General features: G+C 63.3%; 18 protein-coding genes and 1 pseudogene. 8 read left to right on the top strand and 11 right to left on the bottom strand.

The features are described from left to right. Nucleotides 1–119: 119 nt before the first annotated feature. The 6 genes from GHK62_RS23040 to GHK62_RS23015 form a co-directional block, all read right to left on the bottom strand. A complete protein-coding gene (locus GHK62_RS23040) occupies nt 120–365 on the bottom strand; it encodes a DUF982 domain-containing protein (RefSeq protein ID WP_153441378.1) in 246 nt (81 codons plus the stop codon). 215 nt (nt 366–580) lie between these two features. Further along, nucleotides 581–1,435 (bottom strand): sugar phosphate isomerase/epimerase family protein, encoded by an 855-nt coding sequence (locus tag GHK62_RS23035; RefSeq protein WP_153441377.1) that lies wholly within the window; start codon nt 1,433–1,435, stop codon nt 581–583. A gap of 4 nt (nt 1,436–1,439) precedes the next feature. After that, nucleotides 1,440–2,216: an ATP-binding cassette domain-containing protein gene (locus tag GHK62_RS23030; RefSeq protein WP_153441376.1), complete on the bottom strand. Its 777-nt coding sequence runs from the start codon at nt 2,214–2,216 to the stop codon at nt 1,440–1,442. Next, on the bottom strand, nt 2,213–3,205 hold the full coding sequence (locus GHK62_RS23025; RefSeq protein ID WP_153441375.1) for an ABC transporter permease: 993 nt from the start codon (nt 3,203–3,205) through the stop codon (nt 2,213–2,215). Before GHK62_RS23025 ends, GHK62_RS23030 begins: the two co-directional genes overlap by 4 nt. 109 nt (nt 3,206–3,314) lie before the next feature. Further along, entirely contained in the window at nt 3,315–4,298 is a 984-nt protein-coding gene (locus GHK62_RS23020) for a sugar ABC transporter substrate-binding protein (RefSeq protein ID WP_153441374.1), read from the bottom strand. Nucleotides 4,299–4,375: 77 nt separating this feature from the next. Beyond that, nucleotides 4,376–5,437 (bottom strand): LacI family DNA-binding transcriptional regulator, encoded by a 1,062-nt coding sequence (locus GHK62_RS23015; protein ID WP_153441373.1) that lies wholly within the window; start codon nt 5,435–5,437, stop codon nt 4,376–4,378. A gap of 156 nt (nt 5,438–5,593) precedes the next feature. Between GHK62_RS23015 and GHK62_RS23010 the strand changes: the two genes are divergently transcribed. The 3 genes from GHK62_RS23010 (at nt 5,594) to GHK62_RS23000 (ending at nt 8,143) form a co-directional block, all read left to right on the top strand. After that, entirely contained in the window at nt 5,594–6,625 is a 1,032-nt protein-coding gene (locus GHK62_RS23010) for a hydroxyacid dehydrogenase (RefSeq protein WP_153441372.1), read from the top strand. A gap of 130 nt (nt 6,626–6,755) precedes the next feature. Continuing rightward, on the top strand, nt 6,756–7,727 hold the full coding sequence (locus tag GHK62_RS23005; RefSeq protein ID WP_153441371.1) for an aldo/keto reductase: 972 nt from the start codon (nt 6,756–6,758) through the stop codon (nt 7,725–7,727). A gap of 161 nt (nt 7,728–7,888) precedes the next feature. After that, the gene (locus GHK62_RS23000) at nt 7,889–8,143 is read left to right on the top strand and encodes a hypothetical protein (protein WP_153441370.1); all 255 of its coding nucleotides are present in this window, start codon (nt 7,889–7,891) and stop codon (nt 8,141–8,143) included. A gap of 58 nt (nt 8,144–8,201) precedes the next feature. On the opposite strand, the gene GHK62_RS22995 is transcribed toward GHK62_RS23000, so the two are convergent. The 4 genes from GHK62_RS22995 to GHK62_RS22980 all read right to left on the bottom strand — a co-directional run bounded on the left by GHK62_RS22995 (nt 8,202) and on the right by GHK62_RS22980 (nt 12,174). After that, nucleotides 8,202–8,978, bottom strand: a complete 777-nt coding sequence (locus GHK62_RS22995) for a sulfite exporter TauE/SafE family protein (protein ID WP_153441369.1) — start codon at nt 8,976–8,978, stop codon at nt 8,202–8,204. Between the two features lie 392 nt (nt 8,979–9,370). Beyond that, nucleotides 9,371–10,426, bottom strand: a complete 1,056-nt coding sequence (ilvC, locus tag GHK62_RS22990; protein WP_225170529.1) for a ketol-acid reductoisomerase — start codon at nt 10,424–10,426, stop codon at nt 9,371–9,373. Nucleotides 10,427–10,501: 75 nt separating this feature from the next. Then, nucleotides 10,502–11,149, bottom strand: a complete 648-nt coding sequence (locus GHK62_RS22985) for a TetR/AcrR family transcriptional regulator (protein ID WP_184108551.1) — start codon at nt 11,147–11,149, stop codon at nt 10,502–10,504. A 176-nt stretch (nt 11,150–11,325) separates the two neighbouring features. Further along, nucleotides 11,326–12,174 carry a LysR family transcriptional regulator gene (locus GHK62_RS22980; protein WP_153441368.1) on the bottom strand — a complete coding sequence of 283 codons (849 nt, stop codon included), beginning with the start codon at nt 12,172–12,174 and terminating at the stop codon, nt 11,326–11,328. 85 nt (nt 12,175–12,259) lie between these two features. On the opposite strand from GHK62_RS22980, the gene GHK62_RS22975 reads away from it, so the two are divergent. From GHK62_RS22975 to GHK62_RS22960, 4 genes are all read left to right on the top strand, one after another. After that, nucleotides 12,260–12,871, top strand: a complete 612-nt coding sequence (locus tag GHK62_RS22975) for a cysteine hydrolase family protein (RefSeq protein WP_153441367.1) — start codon at nt 12,260–12,262, stop codon at nt 12,869–12,871. Between the two features lie 145 nt (nt 12,872–13,016). After that, a complete protein-coding gene (gene macA / locus GHK62_RS22970; RefSeq protein WP_153441366.1) occupies nt 13,017–14,279 on the top strand; it encodes a macrolide transporter subunit MacA in 1,263 nt (420 codons plus the stop codon). 8 nt (nt 14,280–14,287) lie between these two features. After that, complete coding sequence (locus GHK62_RS22965; protein WP_153441365.1) at nt 14,288–16,231, top strand: MacB family efflux pump subunit; 1,944 nt, start codon at nt 14,288–14,290, stop codon at nt 16,229–16,231. 568 nt (nt 16,232–16,799) lie between these two features. Then, on the top strand, nt 16,800–17,243 hold the full coding sequence (locus GHK62_RS22960) for a TIGR02594 family protein (protein ID WP_153441364.1): 444 nt from the start codon (nt 16,800–16,802) through the stop codon (nt 17,241–17,243). Nucleotides 17,244–17,459: 216 nt separating this feature from the next. Here GHK62_RS22960 and GHK62_RS22955 read toward each other — a convergent pair whose 3' ends face one another. Further along, nucleotides 17,460–18,026: a transglutaminase-like cysteine peptidase gene (locus GHK62_RS22955; protein WP_153441363.1), complete on the bottom strand. Its 567-nt coding sequence runs from the start codon at nt 18,024–18,026 to the stop codon at nt 17,460–17,462. A 196-nt stretch (nt 18,027–18,222) separates the two neighbouring features. On the opposite strand from GHK62_RS22955, the pseudogene GHK62_RS34455 reads away from it, so the two are divergent. Beyond that, nucleotides 18,223–18,611: pseudogene (locus GHK62_RS34455) on the top strand (hypothetical protein); the annotation flags it as partial.

The raw sequence follows: 18,611 nt of genomic DNA, 5'->3' as shown, positions 1-18,611 counted from the left end.
ACTCATCCATTCTGCCTGACGGATTTGGTCTGAGAGGAGGAAAGATGCAGGAAATGCCGAACATTTTCAAATTTTTCCGATACACCGAAGCGCGAAAATCGGCTTCGCTGATCCGGCGGCTACGGTGCAACGGCGATGCCCGCCTCCCTGGAGGCATCCAGAAATGCGATCCGGGCGACATAAGGCGCCAGATGGCCGCTCAGCACCTCCTCGCATGCGCTAACAGCAGCGTGATAGGCGGGTCCTTTCCGTCGCGGCCAAGCCTCCTGCAGCATTGCGAGAGCCTCGCTTGTGGTGGACACAAACACCAACGTGCCGTCGCCAGACCTCACAACAACACACTCGCTCCAAGGACCGGCACTCATAGTTCGTCTTCCCGTCGGGCAACGCTACTGGACGCTATAGTAGGTAACGTAGCAATCGTCTTTTTGAAGTCGTGCCCGGGAGCGGCAGTGCTGAAAAATCTTTGAAACCCGACGATTCTCAGGACCGTCGGCCGTTCATCGTTCGAGGATGCGGCGGGCAGCGCACAGACGCAAGCGGCGGCATAGCGCCGCCGAGCGTCGGCCTATTTGTGCCTTCAGCCCAGTTGCAGGCCGGCCGCCCGGGCCGCCTCGCGCAGGAACGGCAAGCCGACCTCGATGACGTCGCGCGGGTCTTCGGCAACCGGTCGCCATGTTGCCAGCCCTCCCGCGATGTCCTGGTCGACATGGTTCATGCTCTCGAGCGTTATCGGGCCTTCGTAGCCGATGTCGGCGATCGCCTTCATGCAGGCCTGCCAGTTCAGCATGCCGCGTCCCGGCACGCCGCGATTGGCTTCGGAGACATGCACATAGCCGAGATGGGGCGCCGCCGCCTCGAAGCCGGCGGCAAAACTCTCCTCCTCGATATGCATGTGATAGGTGTCGAGATGAATGAAGATATTGTCGGCACCGATCCGCTCGATGATCCGCGCGGCGTCAATGCCGCGGTTGATGAGGTGAGTCTCGTAACGGTTGCAGGGCTCGATGCCGAGTTTCAGGCCGTGCGACCTCGCCGCCTTCGCCGCCCGTTCGAGAAACCGGCACATGCCATCGATCTCCCTGGTCGTCGCCGCACGGCCCGTGGTCTTGCCGATCGAGCCATAGGTGACGCCGGCAAGGCCAAAGCTGCCCACTTCCTCGCAGACCCGGAAGGCGGGCTCCAGGAAGTCGAGCCCGTCCTGCGGGTGTGCGACGATATCGAGCGCCCGGGGCAGCCCGAGCGACGGTATGAGTTCGACGCCATAATGGCCGGCAAAGGCACGCGTCCGCCGGGTGTCGATTTCCCGCGGCCTCAGCAGCGGAATTTCGAGAAGCCCGATGCCGAGCTCCTTGAGCCGGTCCATTTGCGGCTCGATACGTGCGAGATCCCAGACCGGCGCGATCGCGAAAGTGTGCAATCCGAAGATGTTCATGAAGTCAGCCCCGTTGTTCGTGCATGGCCGCAGCCGAAAGGTCGCCGCCACCGACGATGCGGCTGACGACCTCGCTCATGTTGGTTCTGGCGGTGGCGAGATTTGCGTCGGCCCGCCCGTGACGCAGGACGACGATTCGGTCGGTGACCGCAAGCACGTCGTTCAGGCGGTGGGAGATCAGGATCACGGCAATGCCTTCCGATTTCAGCCGGCGGATAAGATCGAGCACGCTTTGCACCTCCCGCACGGCCAAAGCTGCCGTCGGCTCGTCCATGATGACGAGCTTCGGATTGAAGGTGAGCGCCCGGGCAATCGCCACGGTCTGCTGCTGGCCGCCAGAAAAGGAGCCGACGGAACGGTTTATAGACGGCAGGTGGGCGCCGAGCCGCGCGATCATGCTTGCCGCCTCGCGGTCCATCCGGGCCTTGTCGATGAAGCCGGGAAACAGCCCCAACAGCTTTCGTGTCGGCTCGCGGCCGAGGAAAATGTTGCTCGCCACGTCCTGCTGTTTTGCCAGCGACAGGTCCTGATAGATCATCTCGATGCCGAGTTCGCGCCGCGCGCCGGGGTCGAGCGGCAGCACGTCCTTGCCGTCGAACTCGATCGAGCCGGCGTCGGCCCGGTAGATGCCGGTGATCGTCTTCATCAGCGTCGACTTGCCGGCGCCGTTGTCGCCAACGAGGCCGACGACCTCGCCCTTGTCGACGGAAAGATCGACGCCATGCAGCACGTCGACCGCGCCAAAGCTCTTGCGGATGCCGGAGAGGGTGAGAAGGGTCATACGCGGCTCTCCTTGCGCACCTGATATTGATCGATGAAGACCGCGAGGATCAGCACCGCGCCGATCGCCATCTGCTGATAGTAGGATTGCACCGCGAGCAGGTTGAGCCCGTTCTGCAGCACGCCCATGATCAGCGCGCCGATCATGGTGCCGAGAATGGAACCGCGGCCGCCGAAGAGATTGGTGCCGCCAATGATAGCCGCGGTGATCGCCGTCAGTTCGTAATTGAGGCCCGCCGTCGGATCGCCGGAGTTGATGCGCGCCATGAACAGCATGCCTGCGAGCCCCGCGAGCGCGCCGGAGAGCGTGTAGAGGATGCGCCTGTGGCGCTCGACGCGGATGCCGGCGGCGCGCGCGGCACTTTCGGAGTCCCCGAGCGCCATGGTGTGGCAGCCGAACTTCGAATAGGCGAGCACACAATGGGCGACGATCGCGGTGATGACGAAGATGATCACCGGCATCGGAATGCCAAGCGGCCGCCCCTGCCCGACATAGACCATCACCGCTGGCAGGCCATAGATCACCCGGCCGTCGGAAATGACCAGCGCAAGCCCGCGCGCAAGCCCCAGCATGCCGAGCGTCACGATGAAGGCCGGGACAAAGGCGCGTGTGATCAATTGGCCGTTGACGCAGCCCGCGGCCGCCCCGGCCAGGATACAGGCGGCAAGCCCCACGGGCGACGGCGCGCCGAGATTGACGGCGACATAGGCGCCCGCCACGCCGGAAAGTCCCATCACCGAGCCGAGTGACAGGTCCAGTCCGCCGGACCCGATGACATAGGTCGCAGCGATCGCCAGCACGCCGATCGTCGAGGTGGCAAGCAGAATGTTCAAGAAATTGCTGAGCGACAGGAAGAACGGTGACAGGATGGCCATGACGGCGCTGAGCACGATCAGGACGATGAAGGATTCCAGCCGTATGTGCAGTTGCTCGACCGATGTTCGTTGCGCCCGCGCCCAGAGGCCGGGCTGCGACGTTTCATGTGCCATGATTTCCACCTCTACAGCGCCGTGCGTCTTTCCAGACGCACAATGGTCCATGTAACACGTTGAAAGTCCGGCTGGCGCGGGATGGCGCGCCAGCCGGGTTCGGCAAAGATCACTTGACGTATTGAAGCATCGGCTCCTTGCCGGCGTCGAGCACGTCCTTGGTCAGCACCAGCGTCGGCACCGCGATGTCCGCCGTGACGCTTTCGCCGGCGATCGCCTTCTTGACGTTTTCGACCGCCTGTTTTCCGACGAGATAGGGAAGCTGGGCGACCGAGGCGTTGAGCCTGCCGTCCTTGATCGACTTCACCGCGTCGGAATTGCCGTCGACGCCGATGATCGTCACCTGGTCGCCCTTGCCGGCGGCATAGACAGCCTCGACCGCACCAAGCGCCATGCCGTCATTGGCGGCGAAGATGCCGACGAGGTCCGGGTTGCGGGTCAGGATGTCGTTGGTGATCGAGGCCGCCTTGCCGCGGTCCCAGTCGCCGGGCAGCGAGGCGACGACCTCGAGGCCGGGCGCCAATTCCTTCAGCCGTGCCGCAAATCCTTGCGCGCGCCTCTGCCCGGTAACGTTGCCCGACAGGCCCTCGATCACCAGCACCGGACCCTTGGCGTCCTTGCCGAGCTTCTCAACCAAATATTCGGCGCCCTGCGCGCCCGCCGCGACATTGTCCGAGCCGATGCGGAAGGTGATCTTTATGCCCTCCTTGTCGAGCACGGCCTGGTCGAGATTGCCGTCGAGATCGACGACCTTGATTCCGGCGTCCTGCGCCGCCTTGAGGCACGGCAAGAGGTTTGTCGAGTTGATGGCCGCAGTGATCATCGCCACCGGCTTGCGCTCCAGCATCGTGTTGCAGAGGTTGAGCTGCGGTTCGGCCGCCTGGTCGCTCTCGGCGGCCTGCAGGAAATACTTCACGCCGGCTTCCTTGGCGCCGTCTTCGACCCCCTGGCTCATGGCGCCCCAGAACGGATTGGCGAGCGTTTTCATCAGGACGCCATATTCGCCATCTTCGGCGATAGCGGGCGCGGCGAAGGCCATTGCAACGCCCAACGCCAAAGTAAATCGATTTATCTTTGCGACAAATGGTTGCATCGTTTCCTCCAGTTGATGTCACGCACCGTGAGTTTCAGCCAGATCCGGCGCTTGCCTTCCGTCTTCGACAATCGGGGTCATTGTCGTTTTCCTCCCCCGGAATGCGGTCCGCTACCTGGCGACCCAACGGATTCCCGCATCAAGACCTTGCATGGTTCGAGCCGCGCCATGGGCGGCCCCCCTTCCCCGCCGATCCGGCGAAACAGCACGTCCATGGCCTCGATGGCGATCTGCCTGACGGGCTGAACGACCGCGGCGATCGCCGGCCATGTTACCTGCATCCACTCGGCATCGTCGAAGCCGACAAGCGAAATGTCGTTCGGGCAGTGCCATCCCCGCCGTCGGAATTCGCTGAGCGCCACCAGCGTGCCCCTCAGGAACAGCGAATAGACGGCGGTCGGCCGCTCGCCCTTGGCGAAATAGTCTCGGAGCGAAGACCGCAGCGGCTCGACATCGCTTTCCGAAAGGATCACGTCGACGCGTGTGTCCGGGGCGAGCTGCAGCGCGCGCTCGCGAAAACTCTCCAGCCGGGCGCGCACCGTCGCCGCCTGTTCGCCGAGACCGAGCACGAGAATATGGCGATGGCCTCTCTCGACCAGCTCGCGCGCCACCGCGGCGCTCGCCGAAACACTGTCGGCCGAAACGGTATCGAAGGCATCGTCCGCAAGCACCCGGTCGATCAGCACACCGGTCATGCCGTTCTTCTTCATGAAGCCCGCCGCCGGTCCGTGCTCGTTGCGCACCGGCGCCAGCACCACGCCGGAGACGCGCCAATCATGCATGCGGGCGAGGATTTCCTTTTCGCGCGCCTCCGACTCCCGACTCGACGCGGCGACCAGCGCATAGCCGCGCTGCTCGGCCAGCCGTTCGAGCTGTGTGATCATGGAGCCGAAGAATTCGCTTTCGAATTCCGGAACGATCGCGCCGATGATCCGGCGTTTGGCCCGCCTCAGGTCCGAGGCGAGCGGATCGACGCGATAGCCGAGCAGTTCCACCGCGTCGAACACGCGCTGGACGTTCTCGGGCTTCACCGTCGCGACACCTTGCAGGACTTTCGACACCGTCGCGGCAGAGACGCCGGCGCTGTTCGCCACGTCATGGATCGACGGCCGCCGCGCATGCGCTTCCCGATGAACCATCCTCTCCTCCCGAGAGCAAGCAGTCTGCCGAGTGTCGCACAACAAGCGATAAATCGATTTTTTCGTATTGTAAATCGTTTCATTCGGCGTACAACCTGAGCGTCAGCGGTACATGTACCGAATGCATCGGAAGGAGCCGACCGGGAGGAAGAAGCCATGTCCGACAATTCGCTGCCGCTGGTGATCAGCGCGCCGGAACCGCGTACACTCGACCTCATTTTCAACCCGCCCGCACTCGCCCGGCTTCGCGCCGGCTACCGGATCGTCGAGACAACCGACAGCGGTATTGCAGGATTGCACAACGATATCCTGGCCGACGCCCGCTACATCATCGGCCAGCCGCCGATTTCGGATGCGCTGCTGGCCAGGATGCAGTCGCTGCGCTGCGTCTTCAATGTCGAGACCAACCTGATCAACAACATGCCCTACGAGACGCTGTTCGAGCGCGGCATCCATGTGGTGACGACCGGCGCGGTCTTTGCCGAGCCCGTGGCGGAGCTTGGTCTTGCCTTGGCGATCAACCTTGCGCGCGATATCGTCGATGCGGATCTAGCCTTCCGCGAAGGCAAGGAATTGTGGGGCGGTGACGGCAACCGCACGGCTCGACTCATCTCCGGCGCCGACGTCGGCATCATCGGCTTCGGCGACCTCGGCAAGGCGCTCAACCGCCTGCTTTCGGGCTTCCGCACCCATACACGGGTTTTCGACCCCTGGCTGCCGCCGTCGATGCTGATCGAGCACGGCGTGGAGCCGGGCTCCCTGGATGAGGTTCTGTCCGGGAGCGACTTCGTTTTCGTCGTCGCCTCGGTCACCAGCGAGAACCAGGGTTTTCTCGGCGCCGACGCCTTCGCGAAGATGCGCAAAGGTGCTGCCTTCATCCTGCTCAGCCGGGCTGGCGTCGTGGATTTCGAGGCGCTGATGGAGGCGGTCCGCAGCAAGCACATCGTCGCGGCCAGCGATGTCTTTCCGGAGGAACCACTGAGCCTCGATCATCCCGTGCGCGCGCTTCCCGGCTTCCTGCGCTCGGCCCACCGCGCCGGCGCGCTAGATATCGCCTTCAAACGCATGGGAGACATGGTGCTCGAGGACATGGACCTGATGGACCGCGGCCTGCCGCCAATGCGCTGCAAGCGCGCCGAGCGCGAAACCGTGTCGCGCATGCGCTCGAAGCCGGTCGACAGGAACTAGCCCCTGCCCCACAAACAGGCCTTGTTGCCGCCGGTCGCGTTTGACTTCCCTTGCCCGAAACCTAGGTAGAAGGCGACCTGCAAACGATCGTTCCGGATCGACCCGTTCAATCCCACCTGCGAGAAAAGCCATGCACTACAGAACACTCGGCCGTACCGGCCTCAGCGTTTCCGAAATCGGTTATGGTGCCTGGGGCATCGGCAACAGCGGCTGGAGGGGTGCGGACGACGAGGAATCGGCTCGCGCGCTCAACCGGGCGATCGACCTCGGCCTCACCTTCATCGACACGGCGCTCGGCTATGGCGAGGGCCACAGCGAAAGGCTGGTCGGCAGGCTGCTCAAGGAACGCTCCGAGACGATCTACGTCGCAACCAAGATCCCGCCGAAAAACAGGATATGGCCGGCCCGTCCCGGCACACCGGTCGAGGACGGCTTTCCCGCCGACCACGTCGTCGCCTGCACCGAGACCAGCCTCAGGAACCTCGGCGTCGACACCATCGACGTACAGCAGTTTCACGTCTGGTCGGACGAGTGGGTCGGCCGCGGCGACTGGCTCGAGGCTGTCGAGCGGCTGAAACGGGACGGCAAGATCCGCTTCTTCGGCGTGTCGATCAACGATTACGAGCCGGCAAACGCCCTCGCCCTCATCGAAAGCGGCGTCGTCGACAGCGTGCAGGTGATCTACAACATCTTCGAGCAGACGCCCGAGGAAAAGCTGTTCCCGGCCTGCAAGCGCCACAATGTCGGCGTGATCGTCCGCGTCGCGCTCGACGAGGGCGGCCTGACAGGACAACTCCGCGCCAACTCGGCCTTCCCGGAGGGAGACTTCAGGGCCAACTATTTCCGCGGCGACCGCAAGCGCGAAGTCGAGGAACGCGCGCAAAAAATCGTCGAGGACCTGGCAATCGCCCCCGACGCGCTCGCCGAGACGGCGCTCCGCTTCGTGCTCAGCCATCCGGCCGTATCGACCGTCATCCCCGGCATGCGCTCGGTCCGCAATGTAGAACGCAATTGTGCGATCGGCGATGGACGCGGCCTTCCCGCCGGTCAGCGCGAGAAACTGCGCGCACACAAATGGCCGCGCAATTTCTATCGCGATTGAGCCTCCTATCAAGGGTTTGCGAGCCCGAACCGCTTCCTCGTTGCATCTCGAGCGCGCATCGCGGCACTTAGGCGCGTCTGGATGGAACCGAAGTCGAGGACGATGGTTGGAACTCCACCTATTGCACGCGAAGTGCAATTGAGAACATCGGAGGTTCCACCATGTTGAACAAAGTGTTGGTTGCGGCTGCCATGCTCACGGCTGTTGCATCGCCCGTCTTTGCCCAGGCAGATATCAAGTGCGATCAGGCGGCGATGACAAAGCTCGAAACCGACGTCGGCCAAATCACCGATGCAATGAAGAAGGATTATGCCAAAAAGGAACTCGCCATGGCCAAAGAGGCCATGAACGCGAAGGACATGGAAAAGTGCAAGACGCATATGTCCAAAGCTATGAAGGGCAACGAGCCGATGTAGCGTCCGGCAAGCGCAAGGAAGCGCCGGGCTCCGTGGAGGCCGGTGCTCCCTCGCGCTTTTAGAGCCATCCGGTTAGCTCGAGCGTCTGGTAGCCGGCCAAAAGCGTGATCAGGGAGCCGACGAGCCGCAGGAGCGCATTTTCTGGCAATGCCTTGACAACCCATCCTGCAAGAGGCGCCGCAAGAACGCCCCCGGTGATCAGTCCGCTGACAGATGTGAAGTAATTGCGGGTTTCGCCGGCTTGCTCCCAATGGCCGGTTACAATCGTGGCGAGGAAGCTCAACGAAACTGAAAGTGCGATCAGGAATTCGGTCGCATTGACCGTCCCGATTACGTATCGCGGCTGTCCACCGGCGCCAAGTAGACCGGTGGTGGCGACAGGGCCCCAGCCGCCACCGCCCGCCGCATCTAGAAATCCGGCGACTGCGCCCAGCGGCGCCACAATTCTCAGCTTCACGGGGTTGGTGGGGATACGACGAAACGACCGCAACAACAGCCAGCTCCCAATGACTGCGAGATAGGCTGTGACGAATGGCTTGACCTGATCTCCCTCAAACGAGGTAAGGACAAAAGTGCCGAGCATACCCCCGCCAACGCCAAAGGGTATCAGTCGCCGAAACAGCTTCCAGTCGACGTTGCGATGATAAAGGTGAGCCGAACCGGAAGCGGCGGTGGTGAACAATTCCGCGGCATGCGCTGAAGCTGATGCTTGCGCGGGGGGCACCCCAAAGGCGAGGAGCACTGTTGAAGAGATCACCCCATAGGCCATCCCAAGAGCTCCATCGACCAACTGGGCCAGAAACCCGACTACCGCAAACAGCAGGAAGTCTTCCATGAGGGCTCCGCGCATGAGTTGCCGTCGCACCAACCTGACGTATGCAATCGGCACACGGAGGCTCTATGGTTCGACCAAGTTGCAGTCGGAATGCTCTTGGCAAGCAGAAAAACGGATCATGGGCGAGCTTGTTCCGCGAGTACGGCCAATTCAATTCTCGGAGCGTGACGAGAGGTGCGAGCGGTTTTCCGCTCACAGCCCGTTTAATCTATTGGAATCGATCAAGAACGGTCGTCGAGAAAGGAGGCCGAGGCAAAACGCCCGGCTTCCTTTCGCCTCTTCGGAGATAAGGCGTGCCGAGCTGCGCATCTGCACAGGGACGCGGCACACTTGAAAACGGCGCATAACCCTTTCCGGAAATCGATGCGATTTCCGGGGTCATGCGCGCTCGCTTAGTTCTTTGCCTTGTCGACCAGCTTGTTCTTGCCGATCCAGGGCATCATGCCGCGCAGCTTCGCGCCGACTTCCTCGATCTGGTGAGCGTCGTTGACGCGGCGGATGCCCTTGAAGCGGGCCGCACCCGAGCGGTACTCCTGCATCCATTCCGAGGTGAACTTGCCGGTCTGGATGTCCTTGAGGACGCGTTTCATCTCGGCCTTGGTTTCTTCGGTGATGATGCGCGGGCCGGTGACGTATTCGCCCCACTCGGCGGTGTTGGAGATCGAGTAGTTCATGTTGGCGATGCCGCCTTCGTAGATCAGGTCGACGATCAGCTTCACTTCGTGCAGGCACTCGAAATAGGCCATTTCCGGAGCATAGCCGGCTTCGACCAGCGTTTCGAAACCGGCGCGGATGAGTTCGACCAGACCGCCGCAGAGAACGACCTGTTCGCCGAAGAGGTCGGTTTCGCACTCTTCCTTGAAGTTGGTTTCGATGATGCCCGAGCGGCCGCCGCCGACACCGCAGGCGTAGGAGAGAGCGAGATCAAGCGCGTTGCCGGAAGCGTTCTGGTGAACGGCAACGAGGCAGGGAACGCCGCCGCCCTTCTGGTATTCGCCGCGAACCGTATGGCCCGGGCCCTTCGGGGCGATCATGACGACGTCGACCGAGGCCTTCGGCTCGATCAGACCGAAATGGACGTTGAGGCCGTGGGCGAAGGCGATCGCCGCACCGTCGCGGATGTTGTCGGCGATCTCACCCTTGTAGATGTCGGCCTGCAGTTCGTCTGGCGTCGCCATCATGATGAGGTCCGCCCACTTGGCCGCTTCCGCGACCGAGAGAACTTGAAGGCCGTCGGCCTCGACCTTCGCTGCCGTTGCCGAGCCCGGCTTCAGCGCGATGCGGATTTCCTTGGCGCCGGAATCCTTGAGGTTCAGCGCATGGGCGCGACCTTGGCTGCCATAGCCGACGATGGCGACCTTCTTGGACTTGATCAGGTTGAGATCGGCATCACGATCGTAATAGACGCGCATCGAATTTTCCTTCCCTTTGCTGGTCTGTTGTTCCACTGGCTGGCCCAAACGCACGACCCGGAAGATCCCTTGATCTTCGCAAAGGCTTATGCGTCCGTTTGAGACCCGCCGCTACCCTTTCTTGCCGTAGAGCGTAAGAAAGGCGTCGACCGCCCGCTCCGCCCTGCGGCTGAAACCCTTCTTCATCTCGCTCGGCTCCTCGCCAAGCAGCATCCGCAAATGCCAGTCGGAAACGACGAGGCCGTAAAGCGCACCATAGGCCTCCTCGGCATCGTCGAAGGCGAGAAGCCCTGCCTTGCGGCCAGCCTCGAGCAGCGCGCCGGCGCGCCGGCCGATCTGGCGGCGGCCGCGCTCCTGCAACATATGCCCGAGCTTCGATCCCTCGCGGCTCGCCTGGCCGATCGCCAAGCGATTCAGCGCCAGCGAGACGTCGCCGGCGAGCACGTCGAGGAGGTCCCTGGCAAAGGCGACGAGATGCCGGCGCAGGCCCTCCACATCGAGTGCCCCGGCGGAAACGTCGAGTGTCCTGACCTTGCTCGCCTGGTAGCTGATCATCGCCGAAAGCAGCCCGTCGCGATCGCCGAACCACTTATAGAGACTTTCCTTGGAGCAATTGGCGGCCCGCGCGATGCCCGCCGTCGTCAGCGCCTTCTCGCCACCGTCGACGAGCAGTCTCAGCGCCTGTTCGAGCACGGCGCCCTGCCGCTCGGTCAGGCCGCTTGCGGCATTTGCCCCCCTGCTCTCCAAGACGTCCTGCACTTCGCCATCGCTCCGTCAGTACCGTACGGTACGGTTCGCAAGTTTCTAATGCGGTGGCGAAAAGGCGTCAAGGCGATTTTGACCGGCGTGGTGAATTTTCGTCCGCCTTCGCATGTGGGCACTGTTGCAGACGCACCGTGACTGGTCCCGGCAGGGAGGAGGTGTGGCGCGGCCAGCTACCTCCACCCGCGCAGCGCCGCCTCCACAAAGGCGGCGACCGCTTCGACGCTCGGTACGCGCGCCCTTTCGGGATGGATCATCAGATAGGCCGGGCGGTCGGCCACGGCCGTCGCTTCGTCGACGATCTCGAAGCGCGGATCGCGCCGGGCGGAGAGTTCCGGCAGCATCACCTCGGCACCGAGCGCAAGCGCCGCCTCGGCCAGGATCTCCAGCTTGTCGGCGGAGAGCACCACGCGTGCCCTCGGCCTCGCCCGGTCGAGCGCCAGCATTTCAGGCACATGCGCCAGCGCATCGCGGTAGCGCACGACCGGGTGCTCGCCCGACGGAAGGCCGGCGGGACGACAGAGCCGGAAACGGATCGCGCCGATGCGCTTGATCCGCGTCGTGTCCTCGCCGGTGCGGCCGAGGCGCACGGCGATGTCGGCCTCCCGGCGCTCGAAGCTCAGTGCCTGGTCGTCAGCCACGAGATCGAGGGTGATGCCGGGATGGCTGCGTTCGAGGTCGCCCAGCGCCGGCGCAATGATGCGGCCGAGAACGAAGCTGACGCTCGTCACGCGCACGTGGCCGTGAAGCTCCGCCGTCGCCCGCTTCAGCGCTGCCATCGACAGCGACGCCTCCTCCGAAATCGTCCGCAGCCGATCGAGCACCGTGGCAAGCACCGGCGTCGGCGTGAGCCGCCCCCCGATGCGGTCGAACAGCGCCGCCCCGATCCGCCGCTCCAGCGCCGCGAGGCGGCGTGCAATGGTCGTCTGGTCGACCTCGAGGGTGCGCCCAGCGGCACTCAGCGTCCCGCCCCGGACGATATGGTCGAGCAGTTCGAGATCAGCCCAGCTCTCTGCAATCATGCAGGTTCACCTCTGAATATTTCGACTTCCTCGGCGTTTTCGCGGAGCATAGGGTGAAGCATCTAAACAGGCAATGGAGCCCGCCATGACGACCTCGCCCTTCACCCTCTTCTCCCTCGCCGGCCGCCAGCCCATGCCACCGGCGCTTGGTGAAGCCACGTTGATCCTCATCGACTATCAGAACGAGTATCTTTCCGGACCGCTGACGCTCGTCGACGCGGAAGCCGCCGTCGAGCGCGCCGGCATCCTCCTTGCCGCCGCGCGGCAGGCTGGCGCGAAGATCATCCATGTTGCCCACAAGGGCGCTGCCGGCGGTCCCTTCGATCGTGCCGCCGAACGGGGCGCCTTCGTCGATGCACTGAAACCGCTCCCCGCCGAAGCGATCTTCGAAAAGCCGCGCCCGAACGCCTTCTCCGGCACCGGCCTTGCGGATCTCGTCGGCGACGCCGGCACGAAGGTCGTGATCGCCGGCTTTATGACCCACAACTGCGTGTCCTCGACGGCGCGTGCCGCGCTCGATTTCGGTTACGAGATCACCATCGCGGCCGATGCCTGCGCCACCCGCGACCTGCCCTATCCGGCCGGCGCCGTAACAGCGGGTGAATTGCATATCGCGGAACTTGCCGCACTCGCCGACCGCCATGCCTGCGTCACCGACGTCGCCACGCTCACCGCCCGGAAAGACGACGCAGCCTAAGCTGTTGGTGAAGATGATGTTTCGGGCGCCGGATATCCGCCGGCGCCTCGCACACATTACAAAAATATAATGATCTCAATGCTTTTCGCCGATCTCGTTCATCTCTATCTTGAGAAGCAATGAACGCCAGCGAAGCGGTGAGGCCATGAGCAGGGCAGCGAAGACGATCAGGGACGAGGCGACGGCGCTCAAGCCCGCGCCCGCCAATGTGCGTGTCATCCCGGCAGCCGCGCCGCCGGTTCGCCGGAAACGCCGCTCGCGCCTCTGGATCGCCGCGCCCGTTCTCCTCGCCGTGCTTGGCGCCGGCTATTATGCCTGGAGCCAATACGGGGCCGAGCCTGCCACCGCGATGATCACTCAGGTCGTCGCGCGCGGCGACATCGAGGACTGCGTCACCGCCGTCGGCACCCTCGACGCGATCGATTCCGTCGACGCCGGCGCACAGGTTTCCGGCCAGCTGAAATCGCTCCACGTGGAGATCGGCGACAAGGTCGAACAGAACCAGCTCGTCGCCGAAATCGACCCAGCCACCATCGAGAACCGGATCGAGATCGACCAGGCGGAACTCGCCAATCTGGAGGCACAGCTCGTCTCGAAGAAGGCGCAGCTCGTGCTGAAACAGGCAAACATCGAGCGCCAGCGCAATCTGGTCGCGACCAACAGCGTCTCGCAATCGACGCTTGACCAGGCGGTTGCCGACCATGCGGCCGCCGCCGCCGACGTCGACGCCATCTCTGCTCAGATCCGCAAGCAGAAGGCGACGCTTGCCGGGGACAAGGTCGATCTTGGCTACACCAAGATCTATGCGCCAATGGCCGGCACGATCGTCGCCAACCCGGCCAAGGAAGGCCAGACCCTGAACGCCAACCAGACGACTCCGACGATCGTCACGATCGCCGATCTCTCGACGATGACGGTGAAGGCTCAGGTCTCCGAGGCCGATGTCGGCAAGCTGAAAATCGGCATGGACGCCTATTTCACCCTGCTCGGCCAGCCCGGCAAACGCTTCACCGGCAAATTGCGGCAGATTCAGCCGATGCCCGACACGGAAAACAACGTCGTTCTCTACTACGCCCTCTTCGACGTGCCCAACCCGACCGGCGAACTGATGATGTCGATGAGCGCGCAGGTGTTCTTCGTCGAGGCTGCGGCCAAGGACGTGCTTGTCGTGCCGAGCGCGGCGATCCATGCGAACGGCGACGGCAAGGCGCAGGTTACGGTTGTCACGCCCTCGGGCGCGACCGAGGCCCGCGCCGTCGAGGTCGGCATCCGCAACCGCGTCAGCGCCGAGATCGTCAGCGGGCTGGAGGAAGGCGATCGTATCGTGGTCGATGCGGCGTCCGCCTCGACAGGCGACAGCGCACGCAACAACCGTTCGCGCGGCATACGCATGCCGCCGATGTTCTGAGCAAGCAGATGACCACGCTTCTCTCGCTCAGGGACGTCAGCAAGACCTATTTCAACGGCGATCTCGCCGTCGAGGTGCTGCACGATATCTCGCTCGACATCGAGGCCGGCGAATTCGTCGCGATCATCGGCCAGTCCGGCTCCGGCAAGTCGACGCTGATGAACATTCTCGGCTGTCTCGACCAGCCGACGTCGGGCGAATACCTGATCGATGGCGAAAGGGTCTCCGGCTTCGACGGCGATGAGCTTGCGGCGCTGCGCCGCCGCACCTTCGGCTTCGTCTTCCAGGCCTACAACCTGATCCCGACGGCGAGCGCCAGGGAGAATGTCGAGGTGCCGGCGGTCTATGCCGGCATGCCTGCGCGCGACCGGCACGACCGCGCCGAGGAGCTTTTGAAATCGCTGAAGCTCGGCGAGCGACTCGACCACCGGCCGAGCCAGCTTTCCGGCGGCCAGCAGCAGCGCGTGTCGATCGCCCGGGCGCTGATGAACGGCGGGCGCGTCATCCTCGCCGATGAGCCCACCGGCGCGCTCGACAGCCAGAGCGGCGACGAGGTGATGGCGCTCTTGCGCGAAATGAACGAGGACGGCCACACCGTCATCGTCATCACCCATTCGCGCGAGGTCGCCGAACAGGCCGACCGGCTGATCGAAATTCACGACGGCCGCATCATCGCCGACCGGACGAAGAAGGGGCGCAGCAATCCGGAGGGCGCATTGGGACTCGCCGAGCGCACCCGCGAAGGCTTTGCCGCGATCGCCGATGTCTCCGAGGCGGTGAAGATGGCGATGCGGGCTTTGCGCGCCAATCTCTTCCGCACAATTCTAACGCTGCTCGGCATCGTCATCGGCGTCGGCTCGGTGGTGGCGATGCTCGCGATCGGCACCGGCGCGCAGGACTCCGTCTTGAACCGTATCTCTTCGATGGGCTCGGATCTCCTCCTCGTCCGCCCGAGCATGGCCAACTTCCGCGGCAGCGCCGGTGGAAGCAACGTCACGCTCGTGCCGGCCGATGCCGACGCGATCCAGGAGCTGCCGAACGTCGCCTTCGCCGTGCCGGAAATGACAAGCACGGTGACGCTGAGGCGTGGCAATGTCGACTACCAGACGACGGCGAACGGCACGGTGCCCCAGTTCACGGCGGCGAAATCCTGGAGCGTCGGCCGCGGCGAGTTCATCAACCGCGACGACATGGAAGGCTACGCTCCCGTCGCCGTCCTCGGCGAGACCGTGGTGAAGACGCTGTTTGCGGACGGTTCCGACCCGATCGGCCAGTATGTGCTCGTCAACAAGATCCCCTTCCAGGTGATCGGCGTGATGAGCGAAAAAGGCGCCAGCGCCGGCGGCAACGACCAGGACGACGTCGTCCTCGTGCCGCTGACGACCGGCAGCATGCGCATCTTCGGCCAGCGCAACATCCGCACGATCACCGTCGAGGTGAAGGACTCTTCCGCCATCGACCTGACGCAGGATCGCATCCAGGCGCTGCTCAACGAGCGGCACAAGAGGGAAGACACCCAGATCACCAACATGTCGTCGGTGCGCGAGGCCTTCACCGAGACGTCGAACACGATGAAGCTCTTCCTCGGGTCGGTCGCGGCGATTTCGCTCCTCGTCGGCGGCATCGGCGTCATGAACATCATGCTGGTCAGCGTCAGCGAGCGGACGCGCGAAATCGGCGTGCGCATGGCGACTGGCGCGCGCGAGCGCGACATCCTCGTGCAGTTCATCGTCGAGGCGCTGGTCGTTTCGGCGATCGGCGGAGCGATCGGCGTCGCTGCCGGATTGGGCACCGGGGCCCTCGCCAAGACCTTCGGCATGCCGGTAAGCTTCACCATCGGGCCCGTGGCGCTTGCATTCGCCTGCTCGTTCCTCACGGGCCTGCTCTTCGGCTTCCTGCCGGCCCGCAACGCCTCCCGCCTCCAGCCAGCGGTGGCTCTGAGCGCGGATTAATCCGGAAGAGGCCACCCGCGAGGACGGCCGCCCGTTTCACCTTAGCGCCTTCCATCGCGACGCCCCGAACAACCCGAAGGAACTAACCATATCCGGGTATCGGAACAGACCGGAACAATCCTGGATAGATCCACCTGTGGCCGCCTGTGGAGGGTCCTCCGGGGCTTGTGACGCGGAGAAATGGCGCGAATAGAGCCATTGCCACAATTTTGCTTTACGCAGCCGGCAAAGTCCGCTCGCTATCCAGCGGATGGCAGGGGAATACCGAATTTTTGTTTCGTTAGAGTTGGGCCCGAACCTCTCGGTTCGCCCGCCTGTTGGGGCCGTGTTGCAGCGTTCGACGCAATACGGGGACGCCACCGTTCTGCGCGCTGGATAGAGAACAAAACAGAAGCGGACTCGGCTCGGCCGAGCCCGAGGGTGGATTATTGCGCGTTCGTGCGAGCGCGCAATGGCGTTCTAGTGCTTTGATTCCAAAGCACTTTACTCGCTTTCAGCGGCTCCGCACAGAGGCGGATGGCTCTAAAGCAGCGAACGCACACCGAAAAATGGCAAGGAGACTCAAGCCATGAGGGTTCTAGCGTTTCTCGCCGCAATATATGTCGCCTGCACAATGCCGGATACGGCTACCGCCAGCATGTTGGCCCAGGCTCAGCAATTTACCGGACTGCATGAAGTCAAGAACAACAGGCGGCTGCGCGCCGCCCTCGGCATAAATCCCGCCCGCACGCCATGGTGCGGCCATTTTATGGGCATGGTTGCCCGGAGGGCCGGCCGAGAGCCACCCAAAGCCTATAGTTTCGCAAGTTCCTGGCTGCACTTCGGCGCACCCGTGCGCCTCGCCTTTGCGCGTCCTGGCGACGTCATCGTCGTGCGCACCGGCCGCGGATACCATGTCGGGATCCTCTCCGCCCTATCCAAGTCGACCGCACAACTGATTGGCGGCAACCAGTCGGGGCGCGTTCAACTGTCGCAGTTCAGTCGAAGACAGGTCGTCGCCGTACGAAGATAGCCGCGGGAAGACGCGACTCCGACGTATTGAAGTCGCATGCCTGGAAGGATGCGCTGCCGCTGGCGGTTGCGCCCGCATCTGCACGGTCGGGGCCGCCTAACAGCGGCTACTGCATGATTCCTCAAATCGGAATCGATTTGAGGACAAATTCATGCAGCAATTCAAAGTACTACAGCAACTTTAGCGCGTCTCAGAAGACGCGCGGCGCTGTGGGGCTCAGATCCGCTGCGCGCCGGCGATCAATTCCCAGCGTCGGCCGTTCGATTGGGACTGGCGGGCGAAATAATCATAAGGGGTCCTCGACCAGTCGCGCACCGAATTGGTCATGTTGTCGAGCACGAGGTCGCCCTCGCTGGTGCGCACGGTCAGCACCGTGTGCCCCTCACCCCGATAACGGGCAACCGTCAGGAGCAGCGCCGAGGCGGGCCAGCCGCGCTTGAGCAATTCCCGCTTCTTCAGGATGGCGAAGTCCTCGCAGTCGCCATAGGCCGTGGGCACGCGCCAATCGTCGTCCCGGCCGACGTTTGCCAGATCGCTTCGCTCTCTGATGCGCGCATTGACCGCGCGGTTGACCTGCTGCAGCTCGCTCGCCTTTTCCGGGTGCAGAACGACCAGCTTGCTTCCGCCGACGGTACTACACAGGCGCGGCTCGCGCGTGCAGAACGAGGCGAAAGCCGGTGGCGCGAAGGCCTTGCCGCCGGTCCTCATCGTCGTGCCAGCATCGGCCACCTGCGGGATGGCGAACAGCAACAAAGATGCGGTCAGCGCGATGAAACATTTCATGAAAATGACCTCCAACGGCGGGCGTAACGCTCCCGAGTCCAACAACGCATAACCAAAGGGGATTAACTCAAGGTTGATTAGCCCGAAATTGGGCGATGTTGTGGCGGTACTACTAATAATTCGTAACTTGACCCTCCTGCGCTTTACGCGAATTATTTACTACTTATTTCAAATATTTATTTGTTGGAGTTGTGTAATGTGTAAGTTAAACAAGTCCGTATTAAATATTTTCTTTATCCTCTCGACAGCATCAATAACATCGGTAGTTCTCACGACAGACGCGAACGCAGTACAGCGACAGCGTATGACTGCAAACCAATGCAGCCCGCTGACTGAAGATAACTTCGCCGCCTGCTGCGTAGCGCTCAACCGCTCCAAGATCCTCACACCTGCACAGATCAAAATGTGCCCTCCCCTGTCGACTGCAACCATAAAGGGTGCCTCGACCGGCGGCGAGCGCAGTGATGCCAGACCGCCCAAAGGCGGTGGCACGGGCAGCGGTGGCACTGGCGGTAGCGGCGGCACCGGCGGTGGCGGCGGCAGCAGCCCTCCTCCTCCTGACGACAATGGCGGCGGTGGCGACAA

It is taken from the genome of Sinorhizobium terangae (assembly GCF_009601505.1).
Classification (GTDB): Bacteria; Pseudomonadota; Alphaproteobacteria; order Rhizobiales; family Rhizobiaceae; genus Sinorhizobium; species Sinorhizobium terangae.
This window is presented reverse-complemented; position numbering and strand designations above follow the sequence as displayed.

What these genes read in the sequence shown, in the direction of transcription:
- GHK62_RS23040 (WP_153441378.1), bottom strand. Translation starts at nt 365, where the DNA reads ATGAGTGCCGGTCCTTGGAGCGAGTGTGTTGTTGTGAGGTCTGGCGAC.
- GHK62_RS23035 (WP_153441377.1), bottom strand. Translation starts at nt 1,435, where the DNA reads ATGAACATCTTCGGATTGCACACTTTCGCGATCGCGCCGGTCTGGGAT.
- GHK62_RS23030 (WP_153441376.1), bottom strand. Translation starts at nt 2,216, where the DNA reads ATGACCCTTCTCACCCTCTCCGGCATCCGCAAGAGCTTTGGCGCGGTC.
- GHK62_RS23025 (WP_153441375.1), bottom strand. Translation starts at nt 3,205, where the DNA reads ATGGCACATGAAACGTCGCAGCCCGGCCTCTGGGCGCGGGCGCAACGA.
- GHK62_RS23020 (WP_153441374.1), bottom strand. Translation starts at nt 4,298, where the DNA reads ATGCAACCATTTGTCGCAAAGATAAATCGATTTACTTTGGCGTTGGGC.
- GHK62_RS23015 (WP_153441373.1), bottom strand. Translation starts at nt 5,437, where the DNA reads ATGGTTCATCGGGAAGCGCATGCGCGGCGGCCGTCGATCCATGACGTG.
- GHK62_RS23010 (WP_153441372.1), top strand. Translation starts at nt 5,594, where the DNA reads ATGTCCGACAATTCGCTGCCGCTGGTGATCAGCGCGCCGGAACCGCGT.
- GHK62_RS23005 (WP_153441371.1), top strand. Translation starts at nt 6,756, where the DNA reads ATGCACTACAGAACACTCGGCCGTACCGGCCTCAGCGTTTCCGAAATC.
- GHK62_RS23000 (WP_153441370.1), top strand. Translation starts at nt 7,889, where the DNA reads ATGTTGAACAAAGTGTTGGTTGCGGCTGCCATGCTCACGGCTGTTGCA.
- GHK62_RS22995 (WP_153441369.1), bottom strand. Translation starts at nt 8,978, where the DNA reads ATGGAAGACTTCCTGCTGTTTGCGGTAGTCGGGTTTCTGGCCCAGTTG.
- GHK62_RS22980 (WP_153441368.1), bottom strand. Translation starts at nt 12,174, where the DNA reads ATGATTGCAGAGAGCTGGGCTGATCTCGAACTGCTCGACCATATCGTC.
- GHK62_RS22975 (WP_153441367.1), top strand. Translation starts at nt 12,260, where the DNA reads ATGACGACCTCGCCCTTCACCCTCTTCTCCCTCGCCGGCCGCCAGCCC.
- macA (WP_153441366.1), top strand. Translation starts at nt 13,017, where the DNA reads ATGAGCAGGGCAGCGAAGACGATCAGGGACGAGGCGACGGCGCTCAAG.
- GHK62_RS22965 (WP_153441365.1), top strand. Translation starts at nt 14,288, where the DNA reads ATGACCACGCTTCTCTCGCTCAGGGACGTCAGCAAGACCTATTTCAAC.
- GHK62_RS22960 (WP_153441364.1), top strand. Translation starts at nt 16,800, where the DNA reads ATGAGGGTTCTAGCGTTTCTCGCCGCAATATATGTCGCCTGCACAATG.
- GHK62_RS22955 (WP_153441363.1), bottom strand. Translation starts at nt 18,026, where the DNA reads ATGAAATGTTTCATCGCGCTGACCGCATCTTTGTTGCTGTTCGCCATC.